22 protein-coding genes and 1 tRNA gene are annotated in these 25271 nt (G+C 64.0%); 6 read left to right on the top strand and 17 right to left on the bottom strand.

Annotated features, from left to right (window positions below):
• Positions 1-30: 30 nt before the first annotated feature.
• From serB to mfd, 8 genes are all read right to left on the bottom strand, one after another.
• On the bottom strand, positions 31-927 hold the full coding sequence (gene serB / locus PCE31106_RS19835) for a phosphoserine phosphatase SerB (RefSeq protein ID WP_017234069.1): 897 nt from the start codon (positions 925-927) through the stop codon (positions 31-33).
• Between the two features lie 134 nt (positions 928-1061).
• The gene (locus tag PCE31106_RS19830) at positions 1062-2078 is read right to left on the bottom strand and encodes a GlxA family transcriptional regulator (RefSeq protein ID WP_150564459.1); all 1017 of its coding nucleotides are present in this window, start codon (positions 2076-2078) and stop codon (positions 1062-1064) included.
• 58 nt (positions 2079-2136) lie between these two features.
• Entirely contained in the window at positions 2137-2703 is a 567-nt protein-coding gene (locus PCE31106_RS19825; RefSeq protein ID WP_150564458.1) for a cysteine hydrolase family protein, read from the bottom strand.
• Positions 2704-2861: 158 nt separating this feature from the next.
• Positions 2862-3887 carry an ornithine cyclodeaminase family protein gene (locus tag PCE31106_RS19820; protein ID WP_150564457.1) on the bottom strand — a complete coding sequence of 342 codons (1026 nt, stop codon included), beginning with the start codon at positions 3885-3887 and terminating at the stop codon, positions 2862-2864.
• A 125-nt stretch (positions 3888-4012) separates the two neighbouring features.
• Positions 4013-5041: a threonine/serine dehydratase family protein gene (locus tag PCE31106_RS19815; RefSeq protein WP_150564456.1), complete on the bottom strand. Its 1029-nt coding sequence runs from the start codon at positions 5039-5041 to the stop codon at positions 4013-4015.
• A gap of 100 nt (positions 5042-5141) precedes the next feature.
• The gene (locus PCE31106_RS19810; protein WP_017234074.1) at positions 5142-6428 is read right to left on the bottom strand and encodes an MFS transporter; all 1287 of its coding nucleotides are present in this window, start codon (positions 6426-6428) and stop codon (positions 5142-5144) included.
• 190 nt (positions 6429-6618) lie between these two features.
• Positions 6619-7836, bottom strand: a complete 1218-nt coding sequence (argE, locus tag PCE31106_RS19805) for an acetylornithine deacetylase (protein WP_017234075.1) — start codon at positions 7834-7836, stop codon at positions 6619-6621.
• Between the two features lie 156 nt (positions 7837-7992).
• On the bottom strand, positions 7993-11457 hold the full coding sequence (gene mfd / locus PCE31106_RS19800) for a transcription-repair coupling factor (protein WP_150564455.1): 3465 nt from the start codon (positions 11455-11457) through the stop codon (positions 7993-7995).
• A gap of 108 nt (positions 11458-11565) precedes the next feature.
• Between mfd and ispD the strand changes: the two genes are divergently transcribed.
• Positions 11566-12288 carry a 2-C-methyl-D-erythritol 4-phosphate cytidylyltransferase gene (gene ispD, locus PCE31106_RS19795; RefSeq protein WP_150550100.1) on the top strand — a complete coding sequence of 241 codons (723 nt, stop codon included), beginning with the start codon at positions 11566-11568 and terminating at the stop codon, positions 12286-12288.
• Positions 12289-12388: 100 nt separating this feature from the next.
• Positions 12389-12874 carry a 2-C-methyl-D-erythritol 2,4-cyclodiphosphate synthase gene (gene ispF, locus PCE31106_RS19790; RefSeq protein WP_150564489.1) on the top strand — a complete coding sequence of 162 codons (486 nt, stop codon included), beginning with the start codon at positions 12389-12391 and terminating at the stop codon, positions 12872-12874.
• Between the two features lie 149 nt (positions 12875-13023).
• Here the strand turns inward: ispF and PCE31106_RS19785 are convergent, their stop codons facing one another.
• From PCE31106_RS19785 to ompR, 4 genes are all read right to left on the bottom strand, one after another.
• Positions 13024-13551 (bottom strand): carboxymuconolactone decarboxylase family protein, encoded by a 528-nt coding sequence (locus PCE31106_RS19785; protein ID WP_017234079.1) that lies wholly within the window; start codon positions 13549-13551, stop codon positions 13024-13026.
• Between the two features lie 61 nt (positions 13552-13612).
• Positions 13613-14161, bottom strand: a complete 549-nt coding sequence (locus PCE31106_RS19780) for a peroxiredoxin (protein WP_017234080.1) — start codon at positions 14159-14161, stop codon at positions 13613-13615.
• A 230-nt stretch (positions 14162-14391) separates the two neighbouring features.
• Complete coding sequence (locus PCE31106_RS19775; RefSeq protein ID WP_150564454.1) at positions 14392-15732, bottom strand: ATP-binding protein; 1341 nt, start codon at positions 15730-15732, stop codon at positions 14392-14394.
• A 180-nt stretch (positions 15733-15912) separates the two neighbouring features.
• Positions 15913-16638 (bottom strand): osmolarity response regulator transcription factor OmpR, encoded by a 726-nt coding sequence (gene ompR, locus PCE31106_RS19770; protein ID WP_017234082.1) that lies wholly within the window; start codon positions 16636-16638, stop codon positions 15913-15915.
• A 169-nt stretch (positions 16639-16807) separates the two neighbouring features.
• On the opposite strand from ompR, the gene PCE31106_RS19765 reads away from it, so the two are divergent.
• The gene (locus tag PCE31106_RS19765) at positions 16808-17137 is read left to right on the top strand and encodes a hypothetical protein (protein ID WP_254441205.1); all 330 of its coding nucleotides are present in this window, start codon (positions 16808-16810) and stop codon (positions 17135-17137) included.
• Between the two features lie 32 nt (positions 17138-17169).
• Here the strand turns inward: PCE31106_RS19765 and PCE31106_RS24065 are convergent, their stop codons facing one another.
• Positions 17170-17352 (bottom strand): hypothetical protein, encoded by a 183-nt coding sequence (locus PCE31106_RS24065; protein WP_174975321.1) that lies wholly within the window; start codon positions 17350-17352, stop codon positions 17170-17172.
• Here PCE31106_RS24065 and PCE31106_RS19760 point away from each other — a divergent pair.
• Together PCE31106_RS19760 and PCE31106_RS19755 are read left to right on the top strand one after the other, a co-directional pair.
• Positions 17342-18997 (top strand): DUF1800 domain-containing protein, encoded by a 1656-nt coding sequence (locus PCE31106_RS19760; RefSeq protein WP_254441204.1) that lies wholly within the window; start codon positions 17342-17344, stop codon positions 18995-18997. The two genes, PCE31106_RS24065 and PCE31106_RS19760, sit on opposite strands and share 11 nt — an antisense overlap.
• A 107-nt stretch (positions 18998-19104) precedes the next feature.
• Positions 19105-20331 (top strand): DUF1501 domain-containing protein, encoded by a 1227-nt coding sequence (locus PCE31106_RS19755; protein WP_150564452.1) that lies wholly within the window; start codon positions 19105-19107, stop codon positions 20329-20331.
• Between the two features lie 139 nt (positions 20332-20470).
• On the opposite strand, the gene PCE31106_RS19750 is transcribed toward PCE31106_RS19755, so the two are convergent.
• The gene (locus tag PCE31106_RS19750; RefSeq protein WP_150564451.1) at positions 20471-21346 is read right to left on the bottom strand and encodes a squalene/phytoene synthase family protein; all 876 of its coding nucleotides are present in this window, start codon (positions 21344-21346) and stop codon (positions 20471-20473) included.
• Between the two features lie 321 nt (positions 21347-21667).
• On the opposite strand from PCE31106_RS19750, the gene PCE31106_RS19745 reads away from it, so the two are divergent.
• Positions 21668-21754: transfer RNA gene (locus tag PCE31106_RS19745), tRNA-Leu, on the top strand.
• A 47-nt stretch (positions 21755-21801) separates the two neighbouring features.
• Here the strand turns inward: PCE31106_RS19745 and PCE31106_RS19740 are convergent.
• The 3 genes from PCE31106_RS19740 to PCE31106_RS19730 form a co-directional block, all read right to left on the bottom strand.
• Positions 21802-23025: a site-specific integrase gene (locus tag PCE31106_RS19740; RefSeq protein WP_150564450.1), complete on the bottom strand. Its 1224-nt coding sequence runs from the start codon at positions 23023-23025 to the stop codon at positions 21802-21804.
• 403 nt (positions 23026-23428) lie between these two features.
• The gene (locus PCE31106_RS19735) at positions 23429-24061 is read right to left on the bottom strand and encodes a hypothetical protein (protein ID WP_150564449.1); all 633 of its coding nucleotides are present in this window, start codon (positions 24059-24061) and stop codon (positions 23429-23431) included.
• 256 nt (positions 24062-24317) lie between these two features.
• Complete coding sequence (locus tag PCE31106_RS19730; protein ID WP_150564448.1) at positions 24318-25229, bottom strand: site-specific integrase; 912 nt, start codon at positions 25227-25229, stop codon at positions 24318-24320.
• Positions 25230-25271: the final 42 nt, after the last annotated feature.

Genomic DNA, 25271 nt, shown 5'->3' with positions numbered 1-25271 from the left:
CCGCATCGTCGGCGCATCGCGCCGGCGATGTCAGTCCTTGCGGAACAGCGAGAGCAGGGCGTCCAGACCTGCGTAATTCAACGCGACAGACGCCTTCTCCCGCACCACCGGTTTCGCGCGAAACGCCACCGACAGCCCGGCGATGGCCATCATCTGCAGGTCGTTCGAGCCATCGCCCATGACGATTGCCTGAGCAGCGCTGACACCGAGCTGTGTCGCCACTTCGGTCACGGTGCGCGCCTTGACCTCGGCGTTGACGATCTCGCCGAGCACTCGGCCCGTGAGCTTGCCGTCGACGATCTCCAGCGTATTGGCGCGGGCGACATCCAGGTTCAGACGCGCCTTCAGTCGCTCCGTGAAGAACGTGAAGCCGCCGGACACCAGCAGCGTGCGGATGCCGAGTGCCTGAACGCCGCGCAACATGGTTTCGGCGCCGGGCGAGAGTTGCAGGCGCTCGTCGAAGACTTTTTCCAGGGCGCTCGCGTCAAGTCCCTTGAGCAGTGCCACGCGCCGCGTGAGGCTCTCGTTGAAGTCCTTGATCTCGCCGCGCATGGCGGCTTCCGTGATGGCCGAGACTTCCGCCTTCAGCCCACAGTAGTCGGCAATTTCGTCGATGCACTCGATGGTGATGAGCGTCGAGTCCATGTCCATGGCCACGAGCTTGAAGTCTGTGAGGCGTCGGTGGCTGTCGACGAGCACGGTGTCGACTTCGTGCTGCTGTGCGAACGCCCCCATCGCCGCGCGCAGGGCGGGCGTGTCGACGACATCGGCAATACGCGCCGCGCCTGGCGTGAATGTGACGTTGGCGCCGGGTACGAAGGCGCCGACAGCCGCCTGCAGATGCGGCGGGAAGGTCGTGGCGGGGGCGGTGGGCGTAGTGGACGTAGTGGGCGGGGTGCCGCCCAGAATGACGAGATCGTTGGCCATCTTGAAGTCGAGAGTCTTGCGTTTTGCGTGCGATCGACATTCTACCGGGTTGCGGCGAGCCGACGCTGGTTTCCCGACGTTTCCCCACGATGTCCCGCCATCTCGGGCTTCGCGCATCTCCCGGATGCCTTGCTTCAGCCGTCGTGCGCGATACGGCGTGCGCGGCTCGGCGGGAGTGCATCGAACTTGTGCCAGACGCGTCGCAGATGTCGGCTCGAACCAAAGCCGGTGCGCTCGGCGATATGTTCCAGGTCGAGCTGGCTGTTGCCGAGCATCTCGCGCGCGAGCGCGATGCGCAGCCGATGCAGGTAATCGATGGGCGCGACGCCGGCGTGCTCGCGAAAGAGTCGCGTCACGTGCCGTTCGCTGGCGCAGGCGATGTCCGCCATCGAGGCAAGTGTCCAGTCGTGCGCGGGATCGGCGGCGATGGCATCCTGCACGCGATGCAACGCCGGGTGCAGATGGTTGCGGCCTTCGAGCCACGGGGACAACTGCGGGTCGGCGCCCGCGCGCCGGGCGTAGACGACCATCTGCCGCGCGACGGCTGCCGCACACAACGGGCCGGTGGCGTCGGCGATGAGCGTCAACATCAGATCCAGGCCGGTCGTGACGCCGGCACTCGTCCACACGTTTGCGTCATGCACGTAAAGTCGATTGTCGGCCACGCGGGCGCTGGGGGCCAGCGCGCGCAGGGCGTCGCAACTGCCGTGGTGCGTGGTGCAGGCGCGGGCGTCGAGCAGTCCTGCGCGCGCGGCCAGCAAGGCGCCCGTGCAGATGCAGGCCAATTGATGCGTGGGGCGCACGACCCGCCGAAGCCACGCGATGGCAAGGGATTCGGCGTCTTCGGTGGGCACCGCAGAATGGTCAGGTGTCGTGCCGCCGTCCGCCGCCCATACCGGCAGTGGCTTCTCGACGGTTCCCGTGACGACCAGCCAGGCGTCGTCGGGAACGTTGTCCGGCAAGATGTCGAGCGGCGAGACGTACAAGCCGATCGAGGTGGCGACTGAGCGCTGTGTGCCGACGTAGTGCAACACGAAGCGCACGTCGTCCTGCTGGTGATTGGCCATGCGCAAGGCTTCGGCGGGGGCCGCCACGTCGAGCAGCAGCGCGTCGGGCATGACCAGCAGGTAGACGGGTTGCAGTCGCGGCATGGCGGCAGGCATTCAGGTCGGATTCGGACAGCGGGGGCAAGGCGGGTTGATCACGACATTACACCGCGGCGAGCGCTTCCTCAACCGTCACGATGCGTGCGAAGCGATCGACGAGCACCGTTTCCGTGCGCTCCTTCAACTCGGCCACCGACAGCTCACGCCCGGTGCGCGGATGCTGCATCGGGAACGTGAGGGTGGCTTCGGTGACGAAGTCCACGGCGTAACCCGCGTCGGACGCCGCGCGCGTGGTTGTCTCGCAGCATTGCTCGGTACGGATGCCGGAGACGATCAGGCGCGTGATGCCATGCTCGACGAGCCACGCGCCGAGCGTGGAGCCGGCCAGGGCACTATGCTTGACCTTGTCCACCGTGAACGCCGGGGCGATATGGAGTTCTTCGAGCGTGCGAACGAAGCCGGAATCGCGCGAGAACGCGCCCGATCCGATGTGGAAGACCTGCACGATCGGCACGCCGCGCGCCACGGCGCCGTCGACGAGGGCCTGCTGACGGTCGAAATACGTGGCGAGATCGTCTTCACGCCAGTACGGGCGTTGGCGAAACGACTCCTGGGCGTCGATGACGAGCAGGGCGGTACGGGCGGTGTGGGCAGCTTGGCTTTGCGACATGAGGGACTCTCCGTGAGGTGGGAACCGATGGCACCATCTTACGGCGTCCCCTGACGCCTCGACAGGCCGCCTCCAGACCGGAACCGGACCGATCCGGACATTGTGTTCGTCAGCCCGTCGCCCTCGTGGGCCGCCGTTGTCACCGGCGCGTCGGACCTTCAGATCGCGACGCTTGTGCCAATGCCTGCGGCTTGCGCGCGTTGATACAGGGCCGCGGCAAGGGCAACGTCCTGCGCCCCCATGCCAAGCGACTTGAAGACTGTGACGGCTTCGGCATCGGTGCGCCCGGGATGATGGCCAATGACCAGCTCGCCGAGTTCCGCGAGCAGATCGGCCGGTCCGATGCTGCCCTCGGCAGCGGCGGCGAGATAGTCGCCGGATTCGTTGATCGTCGACTCGCGCCGGTCGACGAACAGTTGCGCGCGCGCCATGAGCGCCGTGTCGGCCTCGCGGTGACGCGGCGTGCTGCTGCCCACCAGATTGACGTGCGTGCCCGGCGCGATCCAGTCCGCTTGCAGCACCGGTTCCGTGGCGTTGGTCACCGTGACCACGATGTCGGCGTCTCGCACGGCTGCTTCGACGCTCTGCGCGGCTTCGAGGCGAAAGCCGTAGTTCGGCTGCTCCTTGTCGACAAACGCCTGTGCCGTGGCGAGCGAGCGGCTCGCCACGCGCACGTGCTGCAGCTCGCGCGCCGCGGCGAGTGCCGCGAGATGCCAGTGCGCCTGATGACCGGCGCCGATTAGCGCAAGACGGCTGGCGTTGTGGCGGGCGAGCTGACGTGTCGCGAGCCCCGTCACGGCGGCAGTGCGAATGCCCGTGATCTCCGCCGCGTTCATGACCGCTAGGAGTTCCCCCGTCAGCCCGCTCATCAACAGCACGCACCCTTGATGCGGATCTTTGCCTTGGGCGCTATTGCCGGGAAAGAAGGTGCCGACCTTCGCGCCGTAGACTGGCATGCCGGACGCCGTGCCACCCAGGAACGCAGGCATCATGCCGAGCATGCCCTTGGCCCCGAGCGCTTCCGGTGGGCGAATGATCTGACGCAACGGCAGGTGAATCTGCTCGCGGGCCAGCGCGCCGAACATATTGGACATGACGGGAATCGCGTCGGCCACGGGCATGAGCGCGGCGATTTGCGTGGCGTCGAGCAGCAAGACAGGCGGCGTGGGGGCGGTGGCGGACATGCGAAATCCTGGTGACGTTGCTGGAAAATGCCGGAAGCGGCCGCAGGCCAAGCGACGACGCGACCGTCGGGTCGCGTCGGGGTGCGGCTGCGGCGTGATGCCGTGCGAAGGCAGCGCGACGCCGCTCAGCCGTTCGCTTCCGCCGCGAGGGCGGCTTCGATGTGCCGGTTGAACGTTGCCGTGTCGGTATTGGTGCCGCACAGCAGGACGCCCACGCGTTTGCCCATGAGCTTTTCGCGCAGGGGCCCCATCAATGCGGCGGTGGCAGCGGCACATGCGGGCTCCACGGCGAGCTTCAGTTGGCGGAACAGCGTGAGCATGCCCGCGCGCATCTCGTCGTCGGTGACGGTGACCAGTTCGTCGATATGGCGTCGGCACAGCGTGTAGCTGTAAAGCTCGGTGTGCGGCGCCATCAGGCTGTCGGCAATGCCGCTCATCGGCCCCATCTTGACCGGACCGCCCGCGGCGAAGCTCTGTGCCATCGCATCGGCACCCGCCGGCTCCACGCCATACACCTGCACGTGCGGGGCGAACAGCTTGAACGCTGTCGCCACCCCGGCAATCAGCCCGCCGCCACCGATGGGCACGATCACGGCGTCGAGGTCGGGGGCTTGCTGCGCCCACTCGTAGCCGAGGGTGGCCGTACCCAGCACGGTGCGGTAACCGTTGAAAGGATGCACGAAGTAACGGCCTTCCTCCTGCTCCACGCGCTTGACCACCTCGAACGCCTCATGCACGTTCTCCGCCAACATCAGATCCGCGCCGTATTCGCGGCACAGGGACGAGCGTGCCGGGCTGGCGGTCTTGAGCATGACCGTCTTGGCCCCGACACCCATCGCGCGCGCGGCATAGGCGACGGCTACGGCATGATTGCCGGCGGATACGCACGTCACGCCCGCCTTGCGCTGCGCTTCGTCGAGCGAGAGCAGGTTCGAGAACGCGCCGCGCGCCTTGAACGTCCCCGATGCCTGCAGCAGCTCGTACTTGAACGTCACCTGCGTGTCGCCCAGCGTCGGAAAGTCGCTTCGCGTGAACACTGGCGTGGTTCGCACATAGGGGCGCAGCTTTTCGTGGAGTGCGGCAATGGCGTCCCGGGTCGGAACGGGTTGCGTGTCGATGGTTTCGGCGTGCGGGGCAGGGGTCGGTTGCGTCACTTGGACAGGGTCTCCGTAGTCGTGGAATCCCCGGGGACGGGCGCACACCGGTGAACGCATGTGCGCCTCGGCGCCCGGGGGCGCTGGGCCGTCGCTGAAATCAGCGCAGGCCGAGCTTACGGGTGCGCAGCAGCGCGGTAATGCTGATAAGGGCAGCGAAAATCAGATAAAAGCTCGGCGCGAGCTTGTTGCCGGTAGCGCCGATGAGCCACGTGATGATGAACGGGGCGAAACCGCCGAACACCGTTGCTGCGATGTTATACCCGAGCGAGAGGCCGGTGGTGCGCACCTGCACCGGGAACAATTCCGTGAGCAGGGCGGGCAGGGCGCCGAAGTACGTTGTCATCAGCAGGCCGAGCACGATCTGGAACACCATCAGCGCGCCGAACGTCGGGTGCGCATCGAGGAGGCTGAACATCGGGTAGACCAGTACCAGCAATGCCACGGCGGCCGTGAGCATCGGTTTGATCCGGCCATGCGTATCCGACCAGTGGCCGACGATGGGCGCCACGATCAGTTGCACCACGCCGGTGAGCAGTACCGCCGAGAACGCGGCCGACGACGGCAGGCCCAGTTGCTTCACGGCATACGTCGGCATGTAGAGCACCAGGTACGTCGCCACGGTGGCCATCACAACCACGCCAATGGCGAGCAGCAGCCGTTCCTTCTGACTCGCGAACGTGTCGCGCAGCGGGCTTTGCGTGGGCTCGATGTCGAGGAACTCGGGCGTCTCGTCCAGACGGCGGCGAATGTAATACGCGACCGGGCCGATCAGCAGGCCGAAGAAGAACGGCACGCGCCAGCCCCACGACATCATGGCCTCCGGCGACAGATTACCGGTCAGCAGCGCGCCGAACCCCGCGGCGAGCAGCGTGGTCAGCCCTTGCGAGGCGACCTGCCAGCTCGAGAAGAAACCGCGGCGTTTCGGTGCGTGCTCGGCGAGAAACGCAGTGGCGCTGCCGAATTCGCCGCCCGCCGAGAAGCCCTGCACCATGCGGGCGATGACGATGCCGACCGGTGCCAGCACGCCGATGGTGGCGTACGTGGGCATGAGCGCGATGAGCAGCGTGCCGACCATCATCATCAGAATCGACAGGGTGAGGGCCGCCTTGCGACCGGCGCGGTCGGCATAGGCGCCGATCACAATGGCGCCCAGCGGCCGCATGAAGAACGACACGCCGAACGTGCCGAGGGTGAGCAGCAGCGATACCGTGTCGTTGCCGGTCGGGAAGAACAGTTTTGCGATGGTCACGGCGAAAAAGCCGTACACCACGAGATCGAACCACTCGAGCGCATTACCGATCGAGGCCGATACGATCACACGCCACGCGTGCGGGGAAGTGCGGGCGGCCGGGGCCGTCGCGTTGGGGGCTGCGCTTGCGCTCATGGGCGAGATCTCCAATACCTGTCTGGCGTACGTGATTGTTATCTTGCGGAGGAATGTCCTGTGCGCCCTTGCGATAGGCGTCTGCTACTGCGTAAGGCATGTTGCAAGGCAACGGGCCGCATCCGGCAGTCGGAATACGGCCCGGTCAAACGTTCGTCGACGCGCCGGCCTGCGCGAGTCGGGCGTGGGTTCAGACGCCGACGGTGTTGCTGTGGATCAACTTGCGCAGGAACGATTCGCACTGCGCGATCTGTTCGAGCGACACGAACTCGTTGGGCTTGTGGGCTTGTTCGATATTGCCAGGGCCGCACACGATCGACGGCACGCCTGCGCGTTGGAACTGACCGGCTTCGGTGCCATAAGCGACCTTGCGCTTGTCGGTGTCCTTGGTCAGCGCGCGCACGAGTTGCGTGATCGCGTCCTGCTCCGAAGCGTCCAGTGCCGGGGCCGCGGCAATCCGCTTGAACTCGATACCCGCGTTCGGGTGCTCTTTCTGCATCTTCGGGATCAACTCGTCCGTGGCGTATTGCTGAATGCGCTGGAAGATGCCGTCGGCATCCACGCCCGGCAGGTTGCGGTATTCGAAGACGAACTCGCACAGCGCCGGAATCGTGTTGAGGGCGATACCGCCCGAGATCGTGCCCGTCTGCGCCGTGGTGAACGGCACGTCGAACAACTCGTCGAACGGACCGTTCTGCTTGAAGTGATCGGCCAGATCGCGGATGTAGCAGATCAGGCGCGCGGCGTATTCGATCGCGTTCGAGCCCTTCGGCGTGAGCGACGAGTGCGCCGCATGACCGCGCACACAGCACTGGTAGGCGTTGATGCCCTTGTGAGCGACGATCACGCGCATGCTCGTCGGCTCGCCGACGATACAGCCGTCCGGGCGAATACCGCGCTCACGCAATGCGGCGAGCATGACCGGTGCGCCCACGCAACCGATTTCCTCGTCGTAGGAGAACGCGAAATGGAACGGCGTCTTGAGTTTGGCGTCGCGCATTTCCGGCAGCAGCGTCATGACCGAGCCGATGAACCCCTTCATGTCGCACGTGCCGCGGCCGTACAGGTTGCCGTCGCGCACCACCGGCTTGAATGGATCGGTGTCCCATGGTTGACCGTCGACCGGCACCACGTCGGTGTGGCCCGAGAGCACGATGCCGCCCTGGGTGTTGCCATCCGCGGCCGGCAGCGTCACGAACAGATTGGCCTTGCGCTGGGTGGCGTCGTAAGACAACCACGGCTCGACGCCAGCGTGCTTGAGGCTGTCGCGCACCGTCTCGATCAGGCCGAGGTTCGATTCGCGGCTGGTGGTGTCGATGCTGACCAGCTTCGTGATCCAGTCGAGCGATGCCGGCTGGGCCTCGTTGGCAACCTGCGGGGCGATGGCTTGGGGGGAAGCGCTTGTCATTCGAATCTCCGGGAATCTCCAGTCATACGTCGCTACGTACCGGTACTGGGGAAATATTACTCAAAAACAATTTAGACGTAAAAGGTTGAGTGAACAACCATTCCCGTCGGGTGGGAAACCCTGGGCGGGCTTGGGTTGCCCCGGGGCATGCGAGCGTCAGGCCGCTTCGGCGTTCGGCGTGCCGAGCGCGCGCAGTGTCTCCTTGATCGCGCGGACGCGATCGGTCAGTTGCACGTGCTTTGCTTCGATGCGCAGCTTGTCCTGTCCCGCGAGCTTGATATGGCGATGCGTCTGCACCAGCGCGATGATGCGCATCGGATCGACGGGCGGGGTCGGCTCGAATTGCAGGGCGATGGCGTCTTCGCTCGCGTCGATCTTGACGATACCCAGTGGCTTGGCGAGCAGTCGCAGGCGGTGCGTCTCGATCAGCGCCTGCGCCTGTTGCGGCAGCTTGCCGAAGCGATCGACGAGTTCTTCCTGGATCGTGTCGATGGCGTCGGCGTGGGTGCCGTTGGCCAGGCGCTTGTACAGCGAGAGGCGCTCCTGTACGTCGCCGCAGAAGTCGCTCGGCAAGATGGCCGGGACATGCAGATTGATCTCGGTGGTCGCCGAGAGCGGCGCGGTGAGATCCGGTTCGCGTCCGGCTTTCAGTGCGCTCACGGCGTCGGCCAGCATGTCGGTGTAGAGCTGGAACCCGATGTCGTGAATTTCGCCCGATTGCTTGTCGCCCAGCACTTCACCCGCGCCGCGAATCTCCAGGTCGTGCATCGCGAGATAGAAGCCCGCGCCGAGTTCTTCCATCTGCTGAATCGCTTCGAGACGCCGCTGTGCCTGCTTGGTCAGCGCCTTCGGATCGTGGACGAGCAGATAGGCATAGGCCTGGTGGTGCGAGCGCCCGACGCGCCCGCGCAACTGGTGCAATTGCGCCAGACCGAACTTGTCCGCGCGATGCATCAGAATCGTGTTGGCGGTCGGCACGTCGATGCCGGTCTCGATGATGGTGGTACACAGCAGCACGTTGGCGCGCTGCGAGACGAAGTCGCGCATCACGCGTTCGAGATCGCGTTCGTGCATTTGTCCGTGCGCCACGACGATACGGGCCTCGGGCACCAGGGCTTCCAACTGTGCCTTGCGGTTCTCGATGGTTTCGACTTCGTTGTGCAGGAAGTACACCTGTCCGCCGCGCTTGAGTTCGCGCAGCATGGCTTCGCGGATGACGCCATCCTCTTCGCGGCGCACGAAGGTCTTGATCGCCAGACGCTTCTGCGGTGCGGTCGCGATGACCGAGAAGTCGCGCAGGCCTTCGAGCGACATGCCGAGCGTACGGGGAATCGGGGTGGCGGTCAGGGTGAGCACGTCCACCTCGGCACGCAGCGCCTTGAGGGCTTCCTTCTGCCGCACGCCGAAACGATGTTCTTCGTCGATGATGACGAGGCCCAGACGCTGGAACTGGATGTCGTTCGACAGCAGTTTGTGCGTGCCGATCACGATATCGACTTGTCCCTCGTTGATGGCCTTCACGCTCGCGTTCACTTCCTTGGTCGTCTTGAAGCGCGAGAGTTCGGCGATGCGTACCGGCCAGTCGGCAAAACGATCGGAGAAGGTTTGCGCGTGCTGTTCGGCGAGCAGCGTGGTCGGGGCCAGCAAGGCGACCTGCTTGCCGTCGAGCACGGCAATGAAGGCGGCGCGCAAGGCCACTTCGGTCTTGCCGAAGCCGACGTCGCCGCACACGAGGCGGTCCATCGGACGGCCGCTCGTCATGTCGCTCATCACGGCCGCAATGGCGGCCGCCTGATCCGGCGTTTCCTCGAAGCCGAAGCTATCGGCGAACTTCTCGTAGTCGCGCGGCGACAGTTCGAACGCGTAACCGGAACGCGCGGCACGACGGGCGTACAGGTTGAGCAGTTCGGCCGCGGTATCGCGAATCTGCTGCGCCGCCTTGCGCTTCGCCTTTTCCCATTGGCCCGAGCCCAGCGAGTGCAGCGGTGCGGTATCGGGATCGGCGCCGCTGTAGCGCGAGATCAGATGCAACTGCGAAACGGGCACGTACAGCTTGCTGTCGCCCGAGTATTCGAGATGCAGGAATTCGGTCTCGCCTTCGCCGAGATCCATGCTGACCAGGCCCTGATAGCGACCGATGCCGTGCTGGCTGTGAACGACCGGGTCGCCCACCTTGAGTTCGGCCAGATCTCGCACCATCGAGTCGACCGACGTTGCCTGCTCCTGGCGGCGCTTGCCGGCGCGGCGTGCGAGGCCTTCGTAAAGCTCGTTCTCCGTGATGAAGGCGAGATCTTCCGTCGGCAGCAGGAAGCCTGCGGCCAGCGGGGCGATGCCGATGGCAAAGCGAGCGTCTGATGTCAGGAAGTCTTCGAACGACTCGACGGACGATGGGCGCAGGTCATGGTCATGCAGCAGTTGCAGCAGCGTCTCGCGCCGGCCGGCCGAGTCGGCGCACAGCAGCACGCGGGCTGGTGTGCGGGCGAGGTAGGCGCGCAGGGCGGCCAGCGGGTCGTCGGCACGACGGTTGATGGCCAGTGCCGGCAACGGGATGGCCCAACTGCCGTCGTTCGGCGTAGGCAGCGTCAGGCGGGCGAACGGCTTGGCGAGCGTGAAGAAGTCCTGATCGAGCAGGAACAGTTGCTCGGGCGGCAGCACCGGCCGCTCGCGATCGTGCGACAGGAAGTTGTAGCGTTGACGCGTGTCGTTCCAGAAACGGTGGATGGCCGCGTCGAGATCGCCCACGAAGACCAGTTGGGCGTCGGCAGGCAGATAGTGGAACAGGGTGGCGGTTTCGTCGAAGAACAGCGGCAGGTAATACTCGATGCCGGCCGACGGCACGCCGCTGCCGATGTCCTTGTAGATCGGGCTGCGGGTCGGGTCGCCTTCGAACACTTCGCGCCAGCGCCCGCGAAAGGCGGTGCGGGCAGCGTCGTCGAACGGGAATTCGCGCCCGGGCAGCAGGCGGACTTCCTTGACCGGATACAGGCTGCGCTGCGTGTCGGGGTCGAATGCGCGAATGCTGTCGACGGTGTCGTCGAACAGATCGAGACGATACGGCAGGGCGGAGCCCATCGGGTACAGGTCGATCAGTCCGCCGCGCACACAATACTCACCGGGCCGCATCACTTGGCTCACATGCTCGTAGCCTGCCAGCGTCAGTTGGGACTTCAGGCGTGCTTCGTCGAGCCGCTCGCCCTGCGTGAAGAAGAACGTGTAGGCCGCCATGAAGCTCGCGGGGGCCATGCGGTAGAGCGCAGTGGTGGCGGGCACCAGGACGATGTCGCAGCGCTTCTCCCCGAGGTCGTGCAGGGTGGCGAGCCGTTCGGAGACGAGATCCTGATGTGGCGAGAACGTGTCGTACGGCAGCGTTTCCCAGTCGGGCAGCAGCCGTACTCGGGCGTCGGGCGCGTACCACGTGAGTTCCTGCTGCAGGCGCAGGGCATCGGTGGCCTGGGCGCACACGACGGCGAGCAACGGCAGGCGCTCGCGGTTGTCGTTGAAATAGCGGGCGATGAGCAGGGCGTCGCTCGACGCGTGCGAGCCGGCAAAGGCATAACGCTGTCCCGCTTTCACGAGCGGCACAGGCGCGGTATTACGGGATAGAGCGTTGGCGGCGGACATAGAGGAACGTTGCAGAAATGGCAAAGCACGGGGCTCCTTTCGCATGGGGCCCCGTGACAGTCAGCGTCTATTATAAAATCCCTGCTTTCCTCTTACCTGCGTTTTATTGTGAGCGACCGACTTTTTGCCGTCATCCCGTGTGCCGGGGCGGGTGTACGCGCCGGGGCCGACGTGCCCAAGCAATACCGAAGCGTGGGCGGACGCGCCATGCTGCACTATGCGCTCGCCGCGTTCGACGCCTGCTCCGAGTTCGCTCAGACCGTGCTGGTGCTGGCGCCCGACGACAATCATTTCGACGGCAGGCGCTTCGGTCCGCTGCGTTTTGCGGTGCGACGTTGCGGCGGGCCGTCGCGGCATGCGTCGGTGCTTGGCGGGCTGCAGGCGCTCACCGAGTTCGGGGCGCAGGACAGCGACTGGGTGCTGGTGCACGATGCGGCGCGTCCCGGCATTACGCCGGCGCTGATTCGCGCGCTGGTCGAGGCGCTGCGCGACGATCCGGTCGGCGGCATCCTGGCCTTGCCAGTGGCCGATACGCTCAAGCGCGAGCAGGCGCCGACGGCGAAGGGTGGGTTGGCGGCCGTGCAGGCGACCGAGTCGCGCGACGGCCTTTGGCAGGCGCAGACCCCGCAGATGTTTCGCCTCGGCATGCTGCGTCACGCGCTGGAAGACGCGCTCGCCTCGGGGGCCGAAGTGACCGACGAAGCCAGCGCCATCGAACGGATCGGCCACGCGCCGAAGCTCGTTCGCGGCAGCCTGCGCAACTTCAAGGTGACCTATCCCGAAGATTTCGCGCTCGCCGAGGCCTTCCTCGGCGCTGCCAAGTCCGTGTGAGGGCTCGGCATGCGCCGCAGCTCCGAAACGACACCCCGCATTCTTTCGCATTTGGCGACTCTCCATGACTGAACAAGCTGTTTCTCATTCTCCGCTCGCGATGTTGTCGAAGCTGCGCATCGGCCAGGGCTACGACGTGCATGCCCTCGTGCCGGGACGCCCGCTCGTGATGGGGGGCGTGACCATCCCGTTCGATCGCGGCCTGCTCGGCCATTCCGACGCCGACGTGCTCCTGCACGCCATCACCGATGCCGTGCTCGGCGCGGCGGCGCTGGGCGACATCGGACGCCACTTTCCCGACACCGATCCCACGTTCAAGGGCGCGAACAGCGTGGTTTTGCTCCAGGAAGCCATGCGGCGCGTGCGTGAGCAGGGCTATGAGGTCGTCAACGTCGACTGCACGGTGATTGCGCAGGCGCCGAAGCTCGCGCCCCATATCGCCGCGATGACGCAGTCGATTGCCGACGCGCTGGGCGTCACCGTCGGTCAGGTGAACGTGAAGGCGAAGACGAACGAAAAGCTGGGCTATCTCGGCCGTCAGGAAGGGATTGAAGCGCAGGCGGCAGCCCTGCTCGTGGCCGGCTGAGGTGATAGCGGCGCTGCACGCAACGCGGTGACGGGCGGGCAGCACAATCCATCACGCACAACGGCGCTACCGGTTGAACCCGGTAGCGCCGTTGTCGCTTTGGCGGTTTGCGCCGGCCTCGGCGCATGGGGGCTTCAGCGCTTGCGGACTCAGGCAGCCTCGGCGGCGATGACTTGGGCGGCGGCATTGACGACGGCGGCGATACGGCCGACGTCACGCAGTTGCGCGGTACTCATCCCGTGCTCGGCGGCGAGCAAGTGGGCGTGCGACTTCACACAGAAGTGGCACTTGCCGATGATGGATGCCGCCAGTGCGTACATCTCGAAACGACGTTGATCGACGCCCCCGCGCGTGGCGTAGCCGTTCATGCGAAGCTGGGCCTTCTCGTTCTTCAGTTCGGCGTTGTCGGCCATCTCGAGATACGGATACCACGTGTTATTCATGCCCATGAGCGCGGCAGCGGTCAACGCGCCTTCCAGCTCTTCGGGAGCGAGTACGCCGGATTCGCGAATCGCCTTGATGATCGGCTGGCTCTTGGCTGCAAAGGCGGCGGCGAGGGCCACACCAACGGCATCGTTGCCTTCCAGCGAGGAGCGGGCGATGGTGCCGTCGAGGTTCAGGCGGATGTCCTTGGCATAGTCAGGGATTTGCGCCTTAATCGCGGTGATGAATTCCATAAATTTCTCCTATTGCTTTGGGCTGAAAAAGCCCGCTTTCGCGGGCTTCACAAGACGACGCTTACAGCGTTGCACCGCCAACAGCGCGGTTGCACGGGCAGAGTTCGTCCGTTTGCAGACCGTCCAGAATACGCAGCACTTCTTCCGGGTTGCGACCGACGTTCAGGTTGTTCACCGAAACGTGCTGGATGACGTTGTCCGGGTCAACGATGAACGTGGCACGCAGGGCCACGCCGGCGGCCTTGTCGCGCACGCCGAGTTGGTCGATCAGGGCACCGGTCGTGTCGCCGAACGAGTAGTGATTCAGCTTGTTCAGGTCCTTGTGCTCACGACGCCATGCCAGCTTCACGAATTCGTTGTCGCCCGAACCGCCGAGCAGGACAGCGTCACGCTCTGCGAAGTCGTTGGCCAGCTTGCCGAACTCAACGATTTCGGTCGGGCACACGAAGGTGAAGTCCTTCGGGTAGAAGTAAATGATCTTCCACTTGCCGGGGAACGAGGCTTCGGTGATCGTTTCGAAAGCCGAGACGCCGTTTTCTTCGTGGTTGTTGAAGCCAGGCTTGGCAGCTTCTACCGAGAATGCTTCGAGTTTGTCGCCGACAGTCTTCATCGATTGACTCCTAAATTAGTGCGGTTTAAGTCGAGATGTCGCTGGGACATCGCAACCAGCAACTGACCGAAATCTGCTGATCCCGATCAACCCATACATCATACGCTATCGAATAATCGACGACAATAGTTTATTTTTATTTTGGGGATAGTTAAAACAAATCCCGTCGATAGGATCGTGCTCAACATTGGGCGGGCAAGCCTTGAGCATAGACAAAATTCCGCAAACCGTTATTTAGCAAGCGGAAATGACACGGTGATTTCAAGGCCTGGACCCGGCCGTACATTGTGCAGCGAGGCGTGACCTTTGTAACGTGTGGCGATGCGCTGAACGATCGCCATGCCGAGGCCGGTGCCGTCTGCCTTCGTGCGGGCGGTGTCCACCCGATAGAAGGGGCGGAAAACCAGAGTGAGTTGGTCCTCGGGAATGCCCGGGCCGGTGTCGCGCACGCGCATCTCAACGCGTTCGCCGAGAATGCGCGTCGTGATGTGGACGTTGGCGACATTGGTGTCGGCGTCGCGGCCATATTTACGCGCGTTCTCGATCAGGTTCGTGAGCAGACGCTTGAGGTCGGTGCGTTCGGCAAGTACCGGGGCGGCGTCGGCGAGTTCGGTGCTCAGGTGCAGGTCTTCGCGGCCCTCGAAGGCGAGTGCCGTATCGCGGACGATGTCCGACAGATCGAGCGACTGCATCGTTCGCGATGCCGGCCGGGCGTAATCGAGGAATCGGCCGATGATGTCGTCCATCTGTTCGATGTCGCTGATCATGTCGCGCTTGACCGATTCGTCGGACGGACTCATCTCCGTTTCCAGTCGCAGCCGTGCCAGCGGCGTGCGCAGATCGTGCGAGATGCCCGCGAGCATCAGCGCCCGGTCGGCGTCGAGGCGCTCGAGTTCCTCCACCATCTGATTGAAGCTGCGGTTGGCCTCGGCGGCCTCGCCCATCCCGCGCTCGGGGAGCGGGTCGGGGCGTTGTCCTTCGCCGATGGCGCGGGCTGCGTGGGCAAGCCGGGCGAAGGGGCGGTTGACGAGCGCGGTGATGAACGCGGCGCCGATGAGCGAGAGGGCCAGCGCGAACGTTCCCCAACTGAAGAGTTGAAGGCCGGTGGCCGTGTCGATCCGGTCCTGTTCGATGGCGACCCAATAGTCGTCTTCATCGATCTTGAAGCTGATCCACATGGCCGGAATCTCGTTGACCGAGGCAGCGATGACGGTGTCTGTCCCCAGCCGGCGCTGCACGTCGCGCACGATCAGATCCTGGACCACGCCGCCCGGCTGTTTCTCGATCTTGTCAGCCGGCTCGCGTGGGTACACGCGAATCCCTTCGTTGCTCTCGAGATCCTGAAGCAGGGCGCGACGCAGATCGGGCTCCGAGTAGAGCAGCGCGGTGCGCGTCAGCTTGACGATCGATACGAGCTGCTGCGCGACACGTTGCGCGCGCGGCTCACGCTCGATCACGCGAAAGCTCTGGTACCAGGCGGCCAGGCTGACGCCGATGAGCAGTGCAATGAGGAAGAAGGTACGCCAGAACAGACCGCCGAACAGCCCGCGTACCATCCGGATCGGATGCATGGGGTTGCTCCGTCTAAAGCGTGACTTGCGCGAGTCTGCAGACCCGACGTGCTGGATGGCGAGTGTCCGGACGAGAGACGCGGTACGCCGTTGGATGCGGCGTGAGACGCGACGCAACGCCGGTGGGCGAGCGTGTCGCGACCGGCGTTGTTTTGCTGCTTGAGACGCAATGGCGGACGATCACGCGCCGCCGTCCGGAATGAACACGTAGCCGAGGCCCCACACGGTCTGGATAAAACGTGGGCTGCCCGGATCCGGTTCGATCAGCTTGCGCAGACGCGAGATTTGCACGTCGAGGCTGCGATCGAACACTTCGTATTCGCGCCCGCGTGCCAACTCCATCAGCTTTTCGCGCGACAGCGGCTGACGCGGATGACGCGCGAATACCTTGAGCACCGAGAACTCGCCCGTCGTGAGCGCGATCTCCTGGCCGTTCTTCGTGAGCGTGCGCGTGGCGAGGTTCAGGGAGAAGTCGCCGAACTCGAACGTTTCCATGGTTTCGCTGGGCGCGCCGGGGAGTTCGGGCGGTGCCTGACGGCGCAGCACGGCGTGAATACGCGCGACGAGTTCGCGCGGATTGAAGGGCTTGGGCAGGTAATCGTCTGCGCCCATCTCGAGGCCGACGATACGGTCGACATCCTCGCCTTTGGCCGTTAACATGATGATCGGCGTGCGGTCGTTGGCGCCACGCAGGCGGCGACAAATCGACAGACCGTCTTCACCGGGGAGCATCAGATCGAGCACGAGCAGATCGAAACGCTCGCGCACCCAAAGCTTGTTCATGGCTGTTGCATTTTCCGCCACGAAGACATTGAAACCCTGTTCCCCGAGGTAACGACGAAGCAGGTCGCGCAGTCGCGGATCGTCGTCGACAACCAGAATTTTGGGAGAGTTTTTGTTTTCCATGCCACGTATCTTAGCCCGAAATGTTACGAACTGATGGGGCCGCCAAAGCGGGTTACAAAGGGTTACACAATTTACCCTACAGCTTGCGCGCTGACCATAGGCTGTGGGTACACTTGCACCCCTGCCAGGGGGAAAACCTGCCGCACGGCATGAAGGACATACGCACAAGATGAGATGGGCTGCTGAGTGGACGCTACTGATCGGGGGAATCATGCTCTGGGGACACCTGGGCGTGACGTATGCCCGTCCTGTCGCGCATTTCAGTGCGCAGTTGCATCGGGTGAGCGCCCCGCGGCTGCAGCATGCCGGGCCTGCGCCGTCGCCCCGCAATCCGACGAAGCGTGAGCCGTCGCAGAACGATTCCGGTGCTGCGCGCCGCAACGACGAATTTCCCCCCGCGCCGCCGGGCCGTCGTCCCAATGGTCATATGTCGCCGGAAGACCGGCGCCTGCTACGGCAACATATTCAGGACGCCGTGCGCGAGTTGTACACTCACTAACGATAAAGACGCGCGCTCTCATGGCTGATGATTTATGGATCGAGAGGGCACCGCAGCGTCGCCAAACGCTTCCCAAAAACGCCAGTGATGTCACGATGACGCGAGCGTCCCATGAAGCCCACCCCAAACTTGCCAGCCTGCGTCGACGCCGGCTTTTTTTGCGCCTGCCGAAAGGGCATTGAGGCGACGAACGGTGTCAGGGCGATGATCGCCATGCTGCGTCGCCTGCCGTCGTCAATGTCGTGGATGCCTGGGCGGCTGACGTCTGGTGTGCTTGCCATCCTGTGGCTGGCGTGGCCGCTCGTCGGTCACGCGTTGTCGACGCGGCCTGCCGGCACGGCGCATGCGGCGAGTGCGACGGCGTCACGCGCAACCGGGGCCGCCGGTGCTGCCGATGCCTTTGCCGATCGCGCGACGCGCCCGCTCACTGCCGACGACGCGCGCTACTTGCTCACGCGCACCGGCTACTCGCCTGACGCGCGCGAACTTGCCCCGTTCGTTGGACGCACGCGTGCGCAAGCCGTCGATCTTCTGTTGTCGCGAGCGCGCCGCATGGCAGTGACGCCGCCGCCCGCCTGGGTTGAAGATCCGCCGCTGTATGGTGCGCCGGTCAAGTCCATGACGGCCGAGCAGCGTCGCGAGCTGAACCAGCGACGCAACCGTATGGCGGCGTCGCTGGCGGCATGGTGGGCACAGGAGATGGCCACGACGCCGTCACCGCTCACCGAACGCATGACGATGTTCTGGCACAACCACTTCGTGTCGAGCGACGACAAGGTGCGTGAGCCCGTCATGCTTTATCGGCAGAACGTCTTGCTGCGCGCGAACGCGCTCGGCAACTTCGGGACGCTGCTGCATGCCGTGTCGAAGGATCCGGCCATGCTGGTTTATCTCGATGGCGCGGGCAGTCGGAAGGGGCGGCCGAACGAGAACTTCGCGCGTGAAGTCATGGAGTTGTTTACGCTCGGCGAAGGACATTACACGGAGCAGGATGTGCGCGAGGCGGCGCGCGCCTACACCGGCTGGGGCATCGATCGGGCGACGATGACGTATGTCTGGCGCCCCAAACTTCACGATGCGGGCACGAAGACGGTGCTGAACCAGACCGGCGACTTCGATGGCGACCAGATGCTCGACATCCTGCTGGCGCGTCCGGAAACGGCGACGTTCATCACTGGCAAGTTGTGGCGCGAATTCGTGTCACCGACTCCGGATCCGGTGCAGGTGGCGCGTATCGCGAACCGCTTTCGCGCGAGCGGCTACGACATTCGCGTGACATTGCGTGCGTTGTTGCTGACCCCCGCCTTCTGGGACGCCCGAACCCGCGGGACGTTGGTCAAATCGCCGGCTGAATTCGTGACCGATACGGTGCGCGAGTTCGACATCGGCTACGACGATCCGCTGCTGCTGGCGCGACAGATGCGTGTTCTCGGGCAGGACCTGTTCCGTCCTCCCAATGTGAAGGGATGGCCGGGCGGCGACGCGTGGATTGACAGCACCACGTTGCTTGCGCGCAAACAGTTTGTCGAGCGCATGTTCCGCGCGATGGAGAACGCGAATGCGGGAGGGGCGTCGATGGTGTCGCCGACCGTGTCGATCTCTGCGCGAACGGGTGTACAGCGCATGGCGTTGGGAGCGGTGCCATCGATGCCGAGAACGGTAGCGGGGGTGCGCTTCGATCTGTCGCGCTGGCTGCAACCTTACGCGCTGGAGCCGGTCGACGTTCCAGACGCGGCGTCGCGCGAGGCGTTGGAGCGGGCCGTGCTGCCCCTCAAGCCTGCGGCGCTGCAACCCGCCGGCGTGAACAGCACGGCCTACTTGCAGGGGTTGTTGATGGACCCCGCGTATCAGTTGAAGTGATGACGTGATAGCACGGGGTAGGGCAGGCGCGTCACTCAACGACCGCTCCGCAGGGTTGGGAAGTGGGCCGAGTGGCGTGACGAGTGGCGGGACGAGAGAGGTGTGAGATGCGTCGACGCAATTTTCTGACTTTTGCAGGGGGGCTTGGTGCGGCGTGGCTGGCGCCGATGCCCGTGTTGGGCGCTGCACGTAACTTGTCCGGGACACGGACGGGCACCGGCGGTAACTACGGCAATCTGCTGATCCTTATCGAACTCAAAGGCGGAAACGACGGGTTGAACACAGTCGTTCCATATGCCGATCCGCTTTATGCCACTTTGCGCCCCAGCATAGGGATTGCACGCGATCACGTCGTGCAACTTGATGAGCGAAGCGGTTTGCATCCGGCGATGGGGGTGTTGTTGCCGATGTGGCGGGCGAACGAGTTGGCGATCGTGCAGGGGGTGGGGTATCCGCAGCCGAACCTGTCGCATTTCCGGTCAATCGAGATATGGAATACGGCGTCGCGTTCGGACGAGTATTTGCGCGACGGCTGGTTGTCACGCGCCTTCGCGCAACGGGCAGTGCCCGCAGGATTCGATGCCGATGGCGTGATCGTGGGCAGCGCCGAGCTAGGGCCGTTGGGCGGCGGCGCGCGTGCGGTGACGCTGACCAATCCGGCGCAATTCCTGCGGGAGTCCAATCTTGTGTCGGCGAATGCGGTACAGGTGAGCAATCCTGCGCTGGCGCATGTATTGCGGGTGGAGAACGATATTGTCAGGGCGGCGAACGGGTTGCGTCCGCGCCAGGGCCAGTATGTGTTGCGCACGCCGATGCCGGCGGGGGCGTTCGGCAATGGGGTGAAAACGGCGCTGCAGGTGGTCGCGGCTGCCGATTCGTCGGCGGGCGTGCCGCAGGCGGGGCGTGGGGTAGCGGTGGTGCGTTTGACGCTTACCGGGTTTGATACTCATCAGAATCAGCCGGGACAACAGGCGAATCTGTTGCGTCAGTTGGCGCAGGGGATGATGGCGTTGCGGGCCGGGTTGATCGAGCTGAACCGGTGGGAGTCGACGATGATTGTCACGTATGCGGAATTTGGTCGGCGCGCGCGACAGAACCAGAGTCAGGGGACGGATCACGGCACGGTGGCGCCGCACTTCATCGCAGGCGGTCGCGTGCGAGGGGGGCTGTACGGCGACGTGCCGCGTTTGGACCGGCTCGACGGCAACGGCAACCTGCCGTTCGCCGTCGATTTCCGCGAGGTATATGCGACGGTGCTGCAGCGCTGGTGGGGGCTTGACCCGCAGCCGGTGCTGGGTGGCCCGTTCAAGCCGCTGGACGTGTTGCGGGCATGATGCGCAGAGGTTGGCGGACTTGAGTGGCTGCGTGGCTATGTGACTGATTCGTTTTGTCGCTATATCGCTGTATCGCTGTGCCGCTGCCGGGGGGGCGACGCGACGTTGTGAGCCGGGGAGGGATATCCGCCGGCGTGCGTCAGCGTGCGCGCCAGGCACGCCAGAATTTGCGCAGCGGGGTGAGATCGATGCGTTGATGCAGCACTTGGTAGTCGCTGGCGGCGACTTCGTCCATCAGGGCCAATTGCAGCGCGGCGAGGGCGAGGAGCGGCCTTTGCTGGCGACGATCCCGTGCGGGCATGGCCGCTGCCGCCTCGCTGATGGCAACGCGCGCGCGCGCGTGCTGAAACTTCATGAGTTCGACGAACGCGGGGGAGTACTTGCCGTTCTGGAGATCGGCGGCGGTCACACCGAATTGCTGTAGCTCGTTGATGGGGAAGTAGACGTAACCGGCACGGGCATCGACGCCGGCGTCGGTGATACGTCGACCGAGCGTGATCGCGTGGCCGAGCGCGTGGGCGCTGGCGGGCGTTTGCGGGTCGTCGAAGCCATAGACATGGGCCGCGAGTACGGCGGGCGCACCGCCGGCGGCGTCGCAATAGTGGGAGAGGCCTGCGAAGTCGAGATAGCGCATCTGGGCGAGATCCATCTCCGCGCCATGCAGGACGGCTTCGAACGTGGCGTGGGCGAGCCCGCGCTGTTGGACGACGGGGGCAAGCGCGCGGGAGACGGGGTGCGCTGGGGAGCCGGAGAAGAGTCGCGCGAGTTCCTGGCGCCACCAGTCGAGCTTTGCGTGGGCGACGCCGGGGTCATGCACGGCGGCGTGGATATCGGCGATTTCCTGACAGAACGCGTGGGCGGCGTAAGCGGCGTCGCGCTGGGACGGCGGTAGCTGGAGTAGTGCGTAATAGAGGGCGGAGCCGGGAGGGCCGGCTTTCTGGCGGCAATATGCGTTGGCCTGCGCGGGGCTGGCGGGGGTGCCGGAAGTATCGTCGGCGGTCTCGTGGGGTTGCATGCGAATGGGGTATCGGTTGGGTCAGGTGCCCGGGTGCCGGTGCGCGGGCGCGCCGGTGGGGCAGATGCCATGAATTGGGGCGAATTCTAGCATTGAGGGGTTGGCGGTGCCGGTGGCGTTGGCGCGGGAAGGGCGGGGCGGGGCGGCGTTGATGCGGCATGAGATTGCCGGTGAATATCACTTCGTGTAGAATTCTCGCCTGCTTTGACGCATGCGAGCGGGGCGGCGACGAGTCGCCCTTTTTCATGTCCGACAGGACGCATGCCGTCAACCCGATGCTGGGGTGTCGTGCCTGACCAGGGCGACCGACGCCCACGGGCTGCGAGGATGGCGAAATTGGTAGACGCACCAGGTTTAGGTCCTGACGCCCGCAAGGGTGTAGGGGTTCGAGTCCCCTTCCTCGCACCAGAATTTCCTTTAAAATCATTGGGTTAGTTTTTTGGGTTGGCAGAAATCTAGCCGATTTTTGCCTGTTTTTCTCCCAAAATGCCAGCATTCGTGCCAGCATTTTTGCCGAACTTTTTCACCGCTTTATCTCCCGCGCCTAAGTCAGCTGCTGGCATCCATCGCCCGTAAATTCTTGCGATCATCGTCCAGTCTGAGTGCCCCATCTGCTTTGCCACCCACATGGGATGCTCTCCCGCCGAGAGCATCATCGATGCGTACGTGTGTCGGGTCTGATAAGGGTTGCGATATCGGACACCAGACCGCTTGAGCGCCGATTGCCAGATCCGCCAAATCTGGTGTGAGCCTGCGAACCGCTCACCTGCGCGGTTCTTGAAAATCGCGCCATCTTGTTCGGTGAGAAACGTAAGGGCCTTTTGCGCCTGGAGGGCGGCACTTGCCGGTCCAAGTAGGCGGATGTCGCGACGTCCGGCGGATGTTTTCGGAAACTCGGCAACACCCTTGGCCTCCCGCGTAATGGCCCGACGTACACGGACATATCCACCGACGAAGTCAATGTCCGACCAGTTCAGCGCGATGTATTCGGAAGTACGCATGCCAGTCCAGAGTGCAAACAGGATCAGGTTCCGGTTTGTCCCGGCCAATTTATCGAGGACGGCCGCCTGCTCGTCCGGTGAGAGCGGATCAATCTCATCCTCTGCTGTCTCCTTTGGTCTCTCGGCACGCGCGTAGGTATAGCCAGCGAGTGGATTCGCGTCGATGATCTCGTCGCCAGCAGCATCGCCGAGGGCAGAGCGCATGCAGCTTTGAATATTTGCCAGCCGCTTGTTGGACACCTTGTGATCGCGCGCCTCGTCGATTGTCGCGAGCCAATCGCGGATGGCGGCGCGTTTCAAGTCGGACAGGGCCATGTCGCCAAATTTCGGGATTACCCAATTGTTGACGATGAGATCGTAGCCTTTGTACGTCGACGCCTTAATTTCCGCTTTTTTGCGGCGTAGCCACTGCTCGAAATATGACTCGACTGTTAGAACATCGCCCGGCTTCTCGGCAAGCTGACGCGCTCGCGGCGAATCGGGGAAGGACTTTGCATAGTCGAATTCGCCTTTCTCAATCGCATGCAGAATCGCTGCTCGGAACTGAGTTATCTTGCGAGTGTTGGCAGGACAGGGCTTCGCTTTGACCCGCTCCCGGCATCGCTGTCCTTGGTAATTGAAGGTGATTTCATAGCTGGAGTCCGAAACGATGTCGACTCCTGTCCCCTTTCTAGCCATCGTTCGTATCCCTCCATGTCCATCATGATTTTCTTCGTGCCAGGTTCGTACTTCCAGACCGAGCCTTCCGGCCAGATGCCCTTGCACTTCCGTGTGTAGACAGCAGCAGGCGTGTATCCCGTCAACTCGCAAAATTTTGCAATAGTCACAAAGCGAACCATTTGGGCCTCGCGCTACCGTTGGCCAGCGCGGTGTGCGCTGCTGTGATGACTCTGAAATCGTGCATCCCTATTCGAATCCCCATTTCTTGCGGCGATCCGCCGAATTTGAATTCGCGCATTGGCCGCGGATCGGGGGAGGGGCCCGTTACGAACCAGAATTCGCGCAAACCCTTCTCTGTGCATCGACGTTTGCCGATCGCCTGTTACCCGTGCCTGAGCTTCAGCGCCCATTGGTCGTGTGCTCATGTCTGCTCCTGATCGAGTATCAGGGACGCATCAGGCAACGCAAGCGCATTGCCCTGATCGGGATTTGTCTGAGTTGCCCGCTTGGCATTTAGCATGGTCGCGCGACGCTCAAACCGCAGGCATCCCGTGGGGCGGGCCAGCGCCAGAGCGGGGGAGGCAGCGAGCTGCCCCAGATCGGATAGCTTCAATTGATAGACTGCGGGGCGGAGGTCGGTGCGACCACTCTCTACCAGAGCCTGAATGGCAGGTGGGACGGCAGCCGCCAGTGCCGCGATAAGTCCTGCTTCGTGGCTGACGATCATGTCAGGCACCTGAACGGCAGCCACGTGTGCGGCGTCGTGCAGCAGGATGTCCAGCAGGCGCTTCAGTGGTTTGGCGGCAAACGTGCCGATCACATCTGCTGCCTCGAGTTGCAGCCGTGGTTTGCGCAGGTCAAGGCTGGGCCATGGACACTCGTTGTGTATGGCGCTTTGGGCTCGCATTACACTCCATGCGCGGCGTAGCAGACGCACTGTGGAGTCGGCGGGCGCCGGGCGATTGTGTCGTTGGAACCACGCAAGGAAATCGCTCTGATTGGACAACTCGTCGAGCCACCGCAGGTTGTTCTCCACGAAGAACAGGGCGAGCACGGCCAGCTCCGCGATGTGGCGCGTTGCTGCCACAGGGACGGAAGGTGTCGTGCCTGCGTGGGCAAGGAGATCAGCCGTGGTGCAGCGTGACGATGCCACTGTTTGGTGACGTAACCTGACCCAGCGTATGAGTGCGATCCGGAGGTCATCGCCCAGATCGTGCCGGCGTCCATCGGTCACGGCGAAATAGACCGGTGAGCCGTCACGCGGATGGCGCACGCCCAGTCCCGTGGGGAGCATTGGAGAAGTTCGCATCTCAGCACCTCCCCACAAGATACGCAGTGGTAATGTCGGGCCGCAGGTGCCCGACCTCCTGGCTGATGATCTCGAGCGCGTCGATCGGCGCGACGCCCAGCGACAGCAGTGTTTCAAGCCGGTTCTGCACGTATGCGTGACGAAGGCCGTGGAAGCCGAGAGAAAACCCGAGAGCCCGTTGACTGGCGTCGCTAAATGACTGGCTGAGGGCCAGACCACCCCCGATGTCGAAGAAAGCGCTTCTCACCACGCCACGATCCGTGACGTACCGGGGCGCGGTGCGTCGTCTCGCCTGAAGCTGATCATGAAGGTCGGCTGGTATCCAGACCCGTCGTGCGAGTCCGCCCTTGCCGGTTGTTCCATACAAGACGCCATCGTTGAGACCGCGAAACAGGTCGCCGCGCCACGGGCGATCCGCTGCCGGAAACTCATCGGCAATCCGAAGCTCGATAAGCTCGCTGGCACGCAGGCCAGAATGGAAGGCGATACGGGTGGCGAGTGCGTTGTGCTCGCTCTGTCTGACGGCAATATGCTCCATTTCGGCCGCACTGTACGCGCGACCGCGAGTATGCGTGGCAATCCCAGCGCCCACGTCCATCAGCGTCACGCAGAAAACCAGAGAGAGCGCTTGACGGTGCTGATCCACTGTCTTTTGGCGCCAGCGGAAGCTCTCGTGAGTGAGGTATGCCTCGAGTTCGGCACGTGTGACCGGCTCGATTAAGCTAATGTCTGCAGCCGTGCGCCACGTCAGAAAGTCCGTCACACATTGCACTACGTTGCGAGCGGTGCCGACTGAAGCAATCGCGTTGTTCGCGAGCGTCCTCAGCGTTGCTCTGCTCGTGCGCAGCATGAGAAGGGACGAGACCAGCCTCGTTGCCAGGTCGCGTTCGGGTCTCGGGATGGCTTTCTTCATTTGCCGGTCCTCCATGCGAAGGACAGGCCGAGCCGCTTGAGA

This window comes from Pandoraea cepalis, assembly GCF_902459665.1.
Lineage (GTDB): Bacteria > Pseudomonadota > Gammaproteobacteria > Burkholderiales > Burkholderiaceae > Pandoraea > Pandoraea cepalis.
This window is presented reverse-complemented; position numbering and strand designations above follow the sequence as displayed.

What these genes read in the sequence shown, in the direction of transcription:
- serB (WP_017234069.1), bottom strand. Translation starts at nt 927, where the DNA reads ATGGCCAACGATCTCGTCATTCTGGGCGGCACCCCGCCCACTACGTCC.
- PCE31106_RS19830 (WP_150564459.1), bottom strand. Translation starts at nt 2,078, where the DNA reads ATGCCGCGACTGCAACCCGTCTACCTGCTGGTCATGCCCGACGCGCTG.
- PCE31106_RS19825 (WP_150564458.1), bottom strand. Translation starts at nt 2,703, where the DNA reads ATGTCGCAAAGCCAAGCTGCCCACACCGCCCGTACCGCCCTGCTCGTC.
- PCE31106_RS19820 (WP_150564457.1), bottom strand. Translation starts at nt 3,887, where the DNA reads ATGTCCGCCACCGCCCCCACGCCGCCTGTCTTGCTGCTCGACGCCACG.
- PCE31106_RS19810 (WP_017234074.1), bottom strand. Translation starts at nt 6,428, where the DNA reads ATGAGCGCAAGCGCAGCCCCCAACGCGACGGCCCCGGCCGCCCGCACT.
- argE (WP_017234075.1), bottom strand. Translation starts at nt 7,836, where the DNA reads ATGACAAGCGCTTCCCCCCAAGCCATCGCCCCGCAGGTTGCCAACGAG.
- mfd (WP_150564455.1), bottom strand. Translation starts at nt 11,457, where the DNA reads ATGTCCGCCGCCAACGCTCTATCCCGTAATACCGCGCCTGTGCCGCTC.
- ispF (WP_150564489.1), top strand. Translation starts at nt 12,389, where the DNA reads ATGTTGTCGAAGCTGCGCATCGGCCAGGGCTACGACGTGCATGCCCTC.
- PCE31106_RS19785 (WP_017234079.1), bottom strand. Translation starts at nt 13,551, where the DNA reads ATGGAATTCATCACCGCGATTAAGGCGCAAATCCCTGACTATGCCAAG.
- PCE31106_RS19780 (WP_017234080.1), bottom strand. Translation starts at nt 14,161, where the DNA reads ATGAAGACTGTCGGCGACAAACTCGAAGCATTCTCGGTAGAAGCTGCC.
- PCE31106_RS19775 (WP_150564454.1), bottom strand. Translation starts at nt 15,732, where the DNA reads ATGCATCCGATCCGGATGGTACGCGGGCTGTTCGGCGGTCTGTTCTGG.
- ompR (WP_017234082.1), bottom strand. Translation starts at nt 16,638, where the DNA reads ATGGAAAACAAAAACTCTCCCAAAATTCTGGTTGTCGACGACGATCCG.
- PCE31106_RS19765 (WP_254441205.1), top strand. Translation starts at nt 16,808, where the DNA reads ATGAGATGGGCTGCTGAGTGGACGCTACTGATCGGGGGAATCATGCTC.
- PCE31106_RS19760 (WP_254441204.1), top strand. Translation starts at nt 17,342, where the DNA reads ATGATCGCCATGCTGCGTCGCCTGCCGTCGTCAATGTCGTGGATGCCT.
- PCE31106_RS24065 (WP_174975321.1), bottom strand. Translation starts at nt 17,352, where the DNA reads ATGGCGATCATCGCCCTGACACCGTTCGTCGCCTCAATGCCCTTTCGG.
- PCE31106_RS19755 (WP_150564452.1), top strand. Translation starts at nt 19,105, where the DNA reads ATGCGTCGACGCAATTTTCTGACTTTTGCAGGGGGGCTTGGTGCGGCG.
- PCE31106_RS19750 (WP_150564451.1), bottom strand. Translation starts at nt 21,346, where the DNA reads ATGCAACCCCACGAGACCGCCGACGATACTTCCGGCACCCCCGCCAGC.
- PCE31106_RS19740 (WP_150564450.1), bottom strand. Translation starts at nt 23,025, where the DNA reads ATGGCTAGAAAGGGGACAGGAGTCGACATCGTTTCGGACTCCAGCTAT.
- PCE31106_RS19730 (WP_150564448.1), bottom strand. Translation starts at nt 25,229, where the DNA reads ATGAAGAAAGCCATCCCGAGACCCGAACGCGACCTGGCAACGAGGCTG.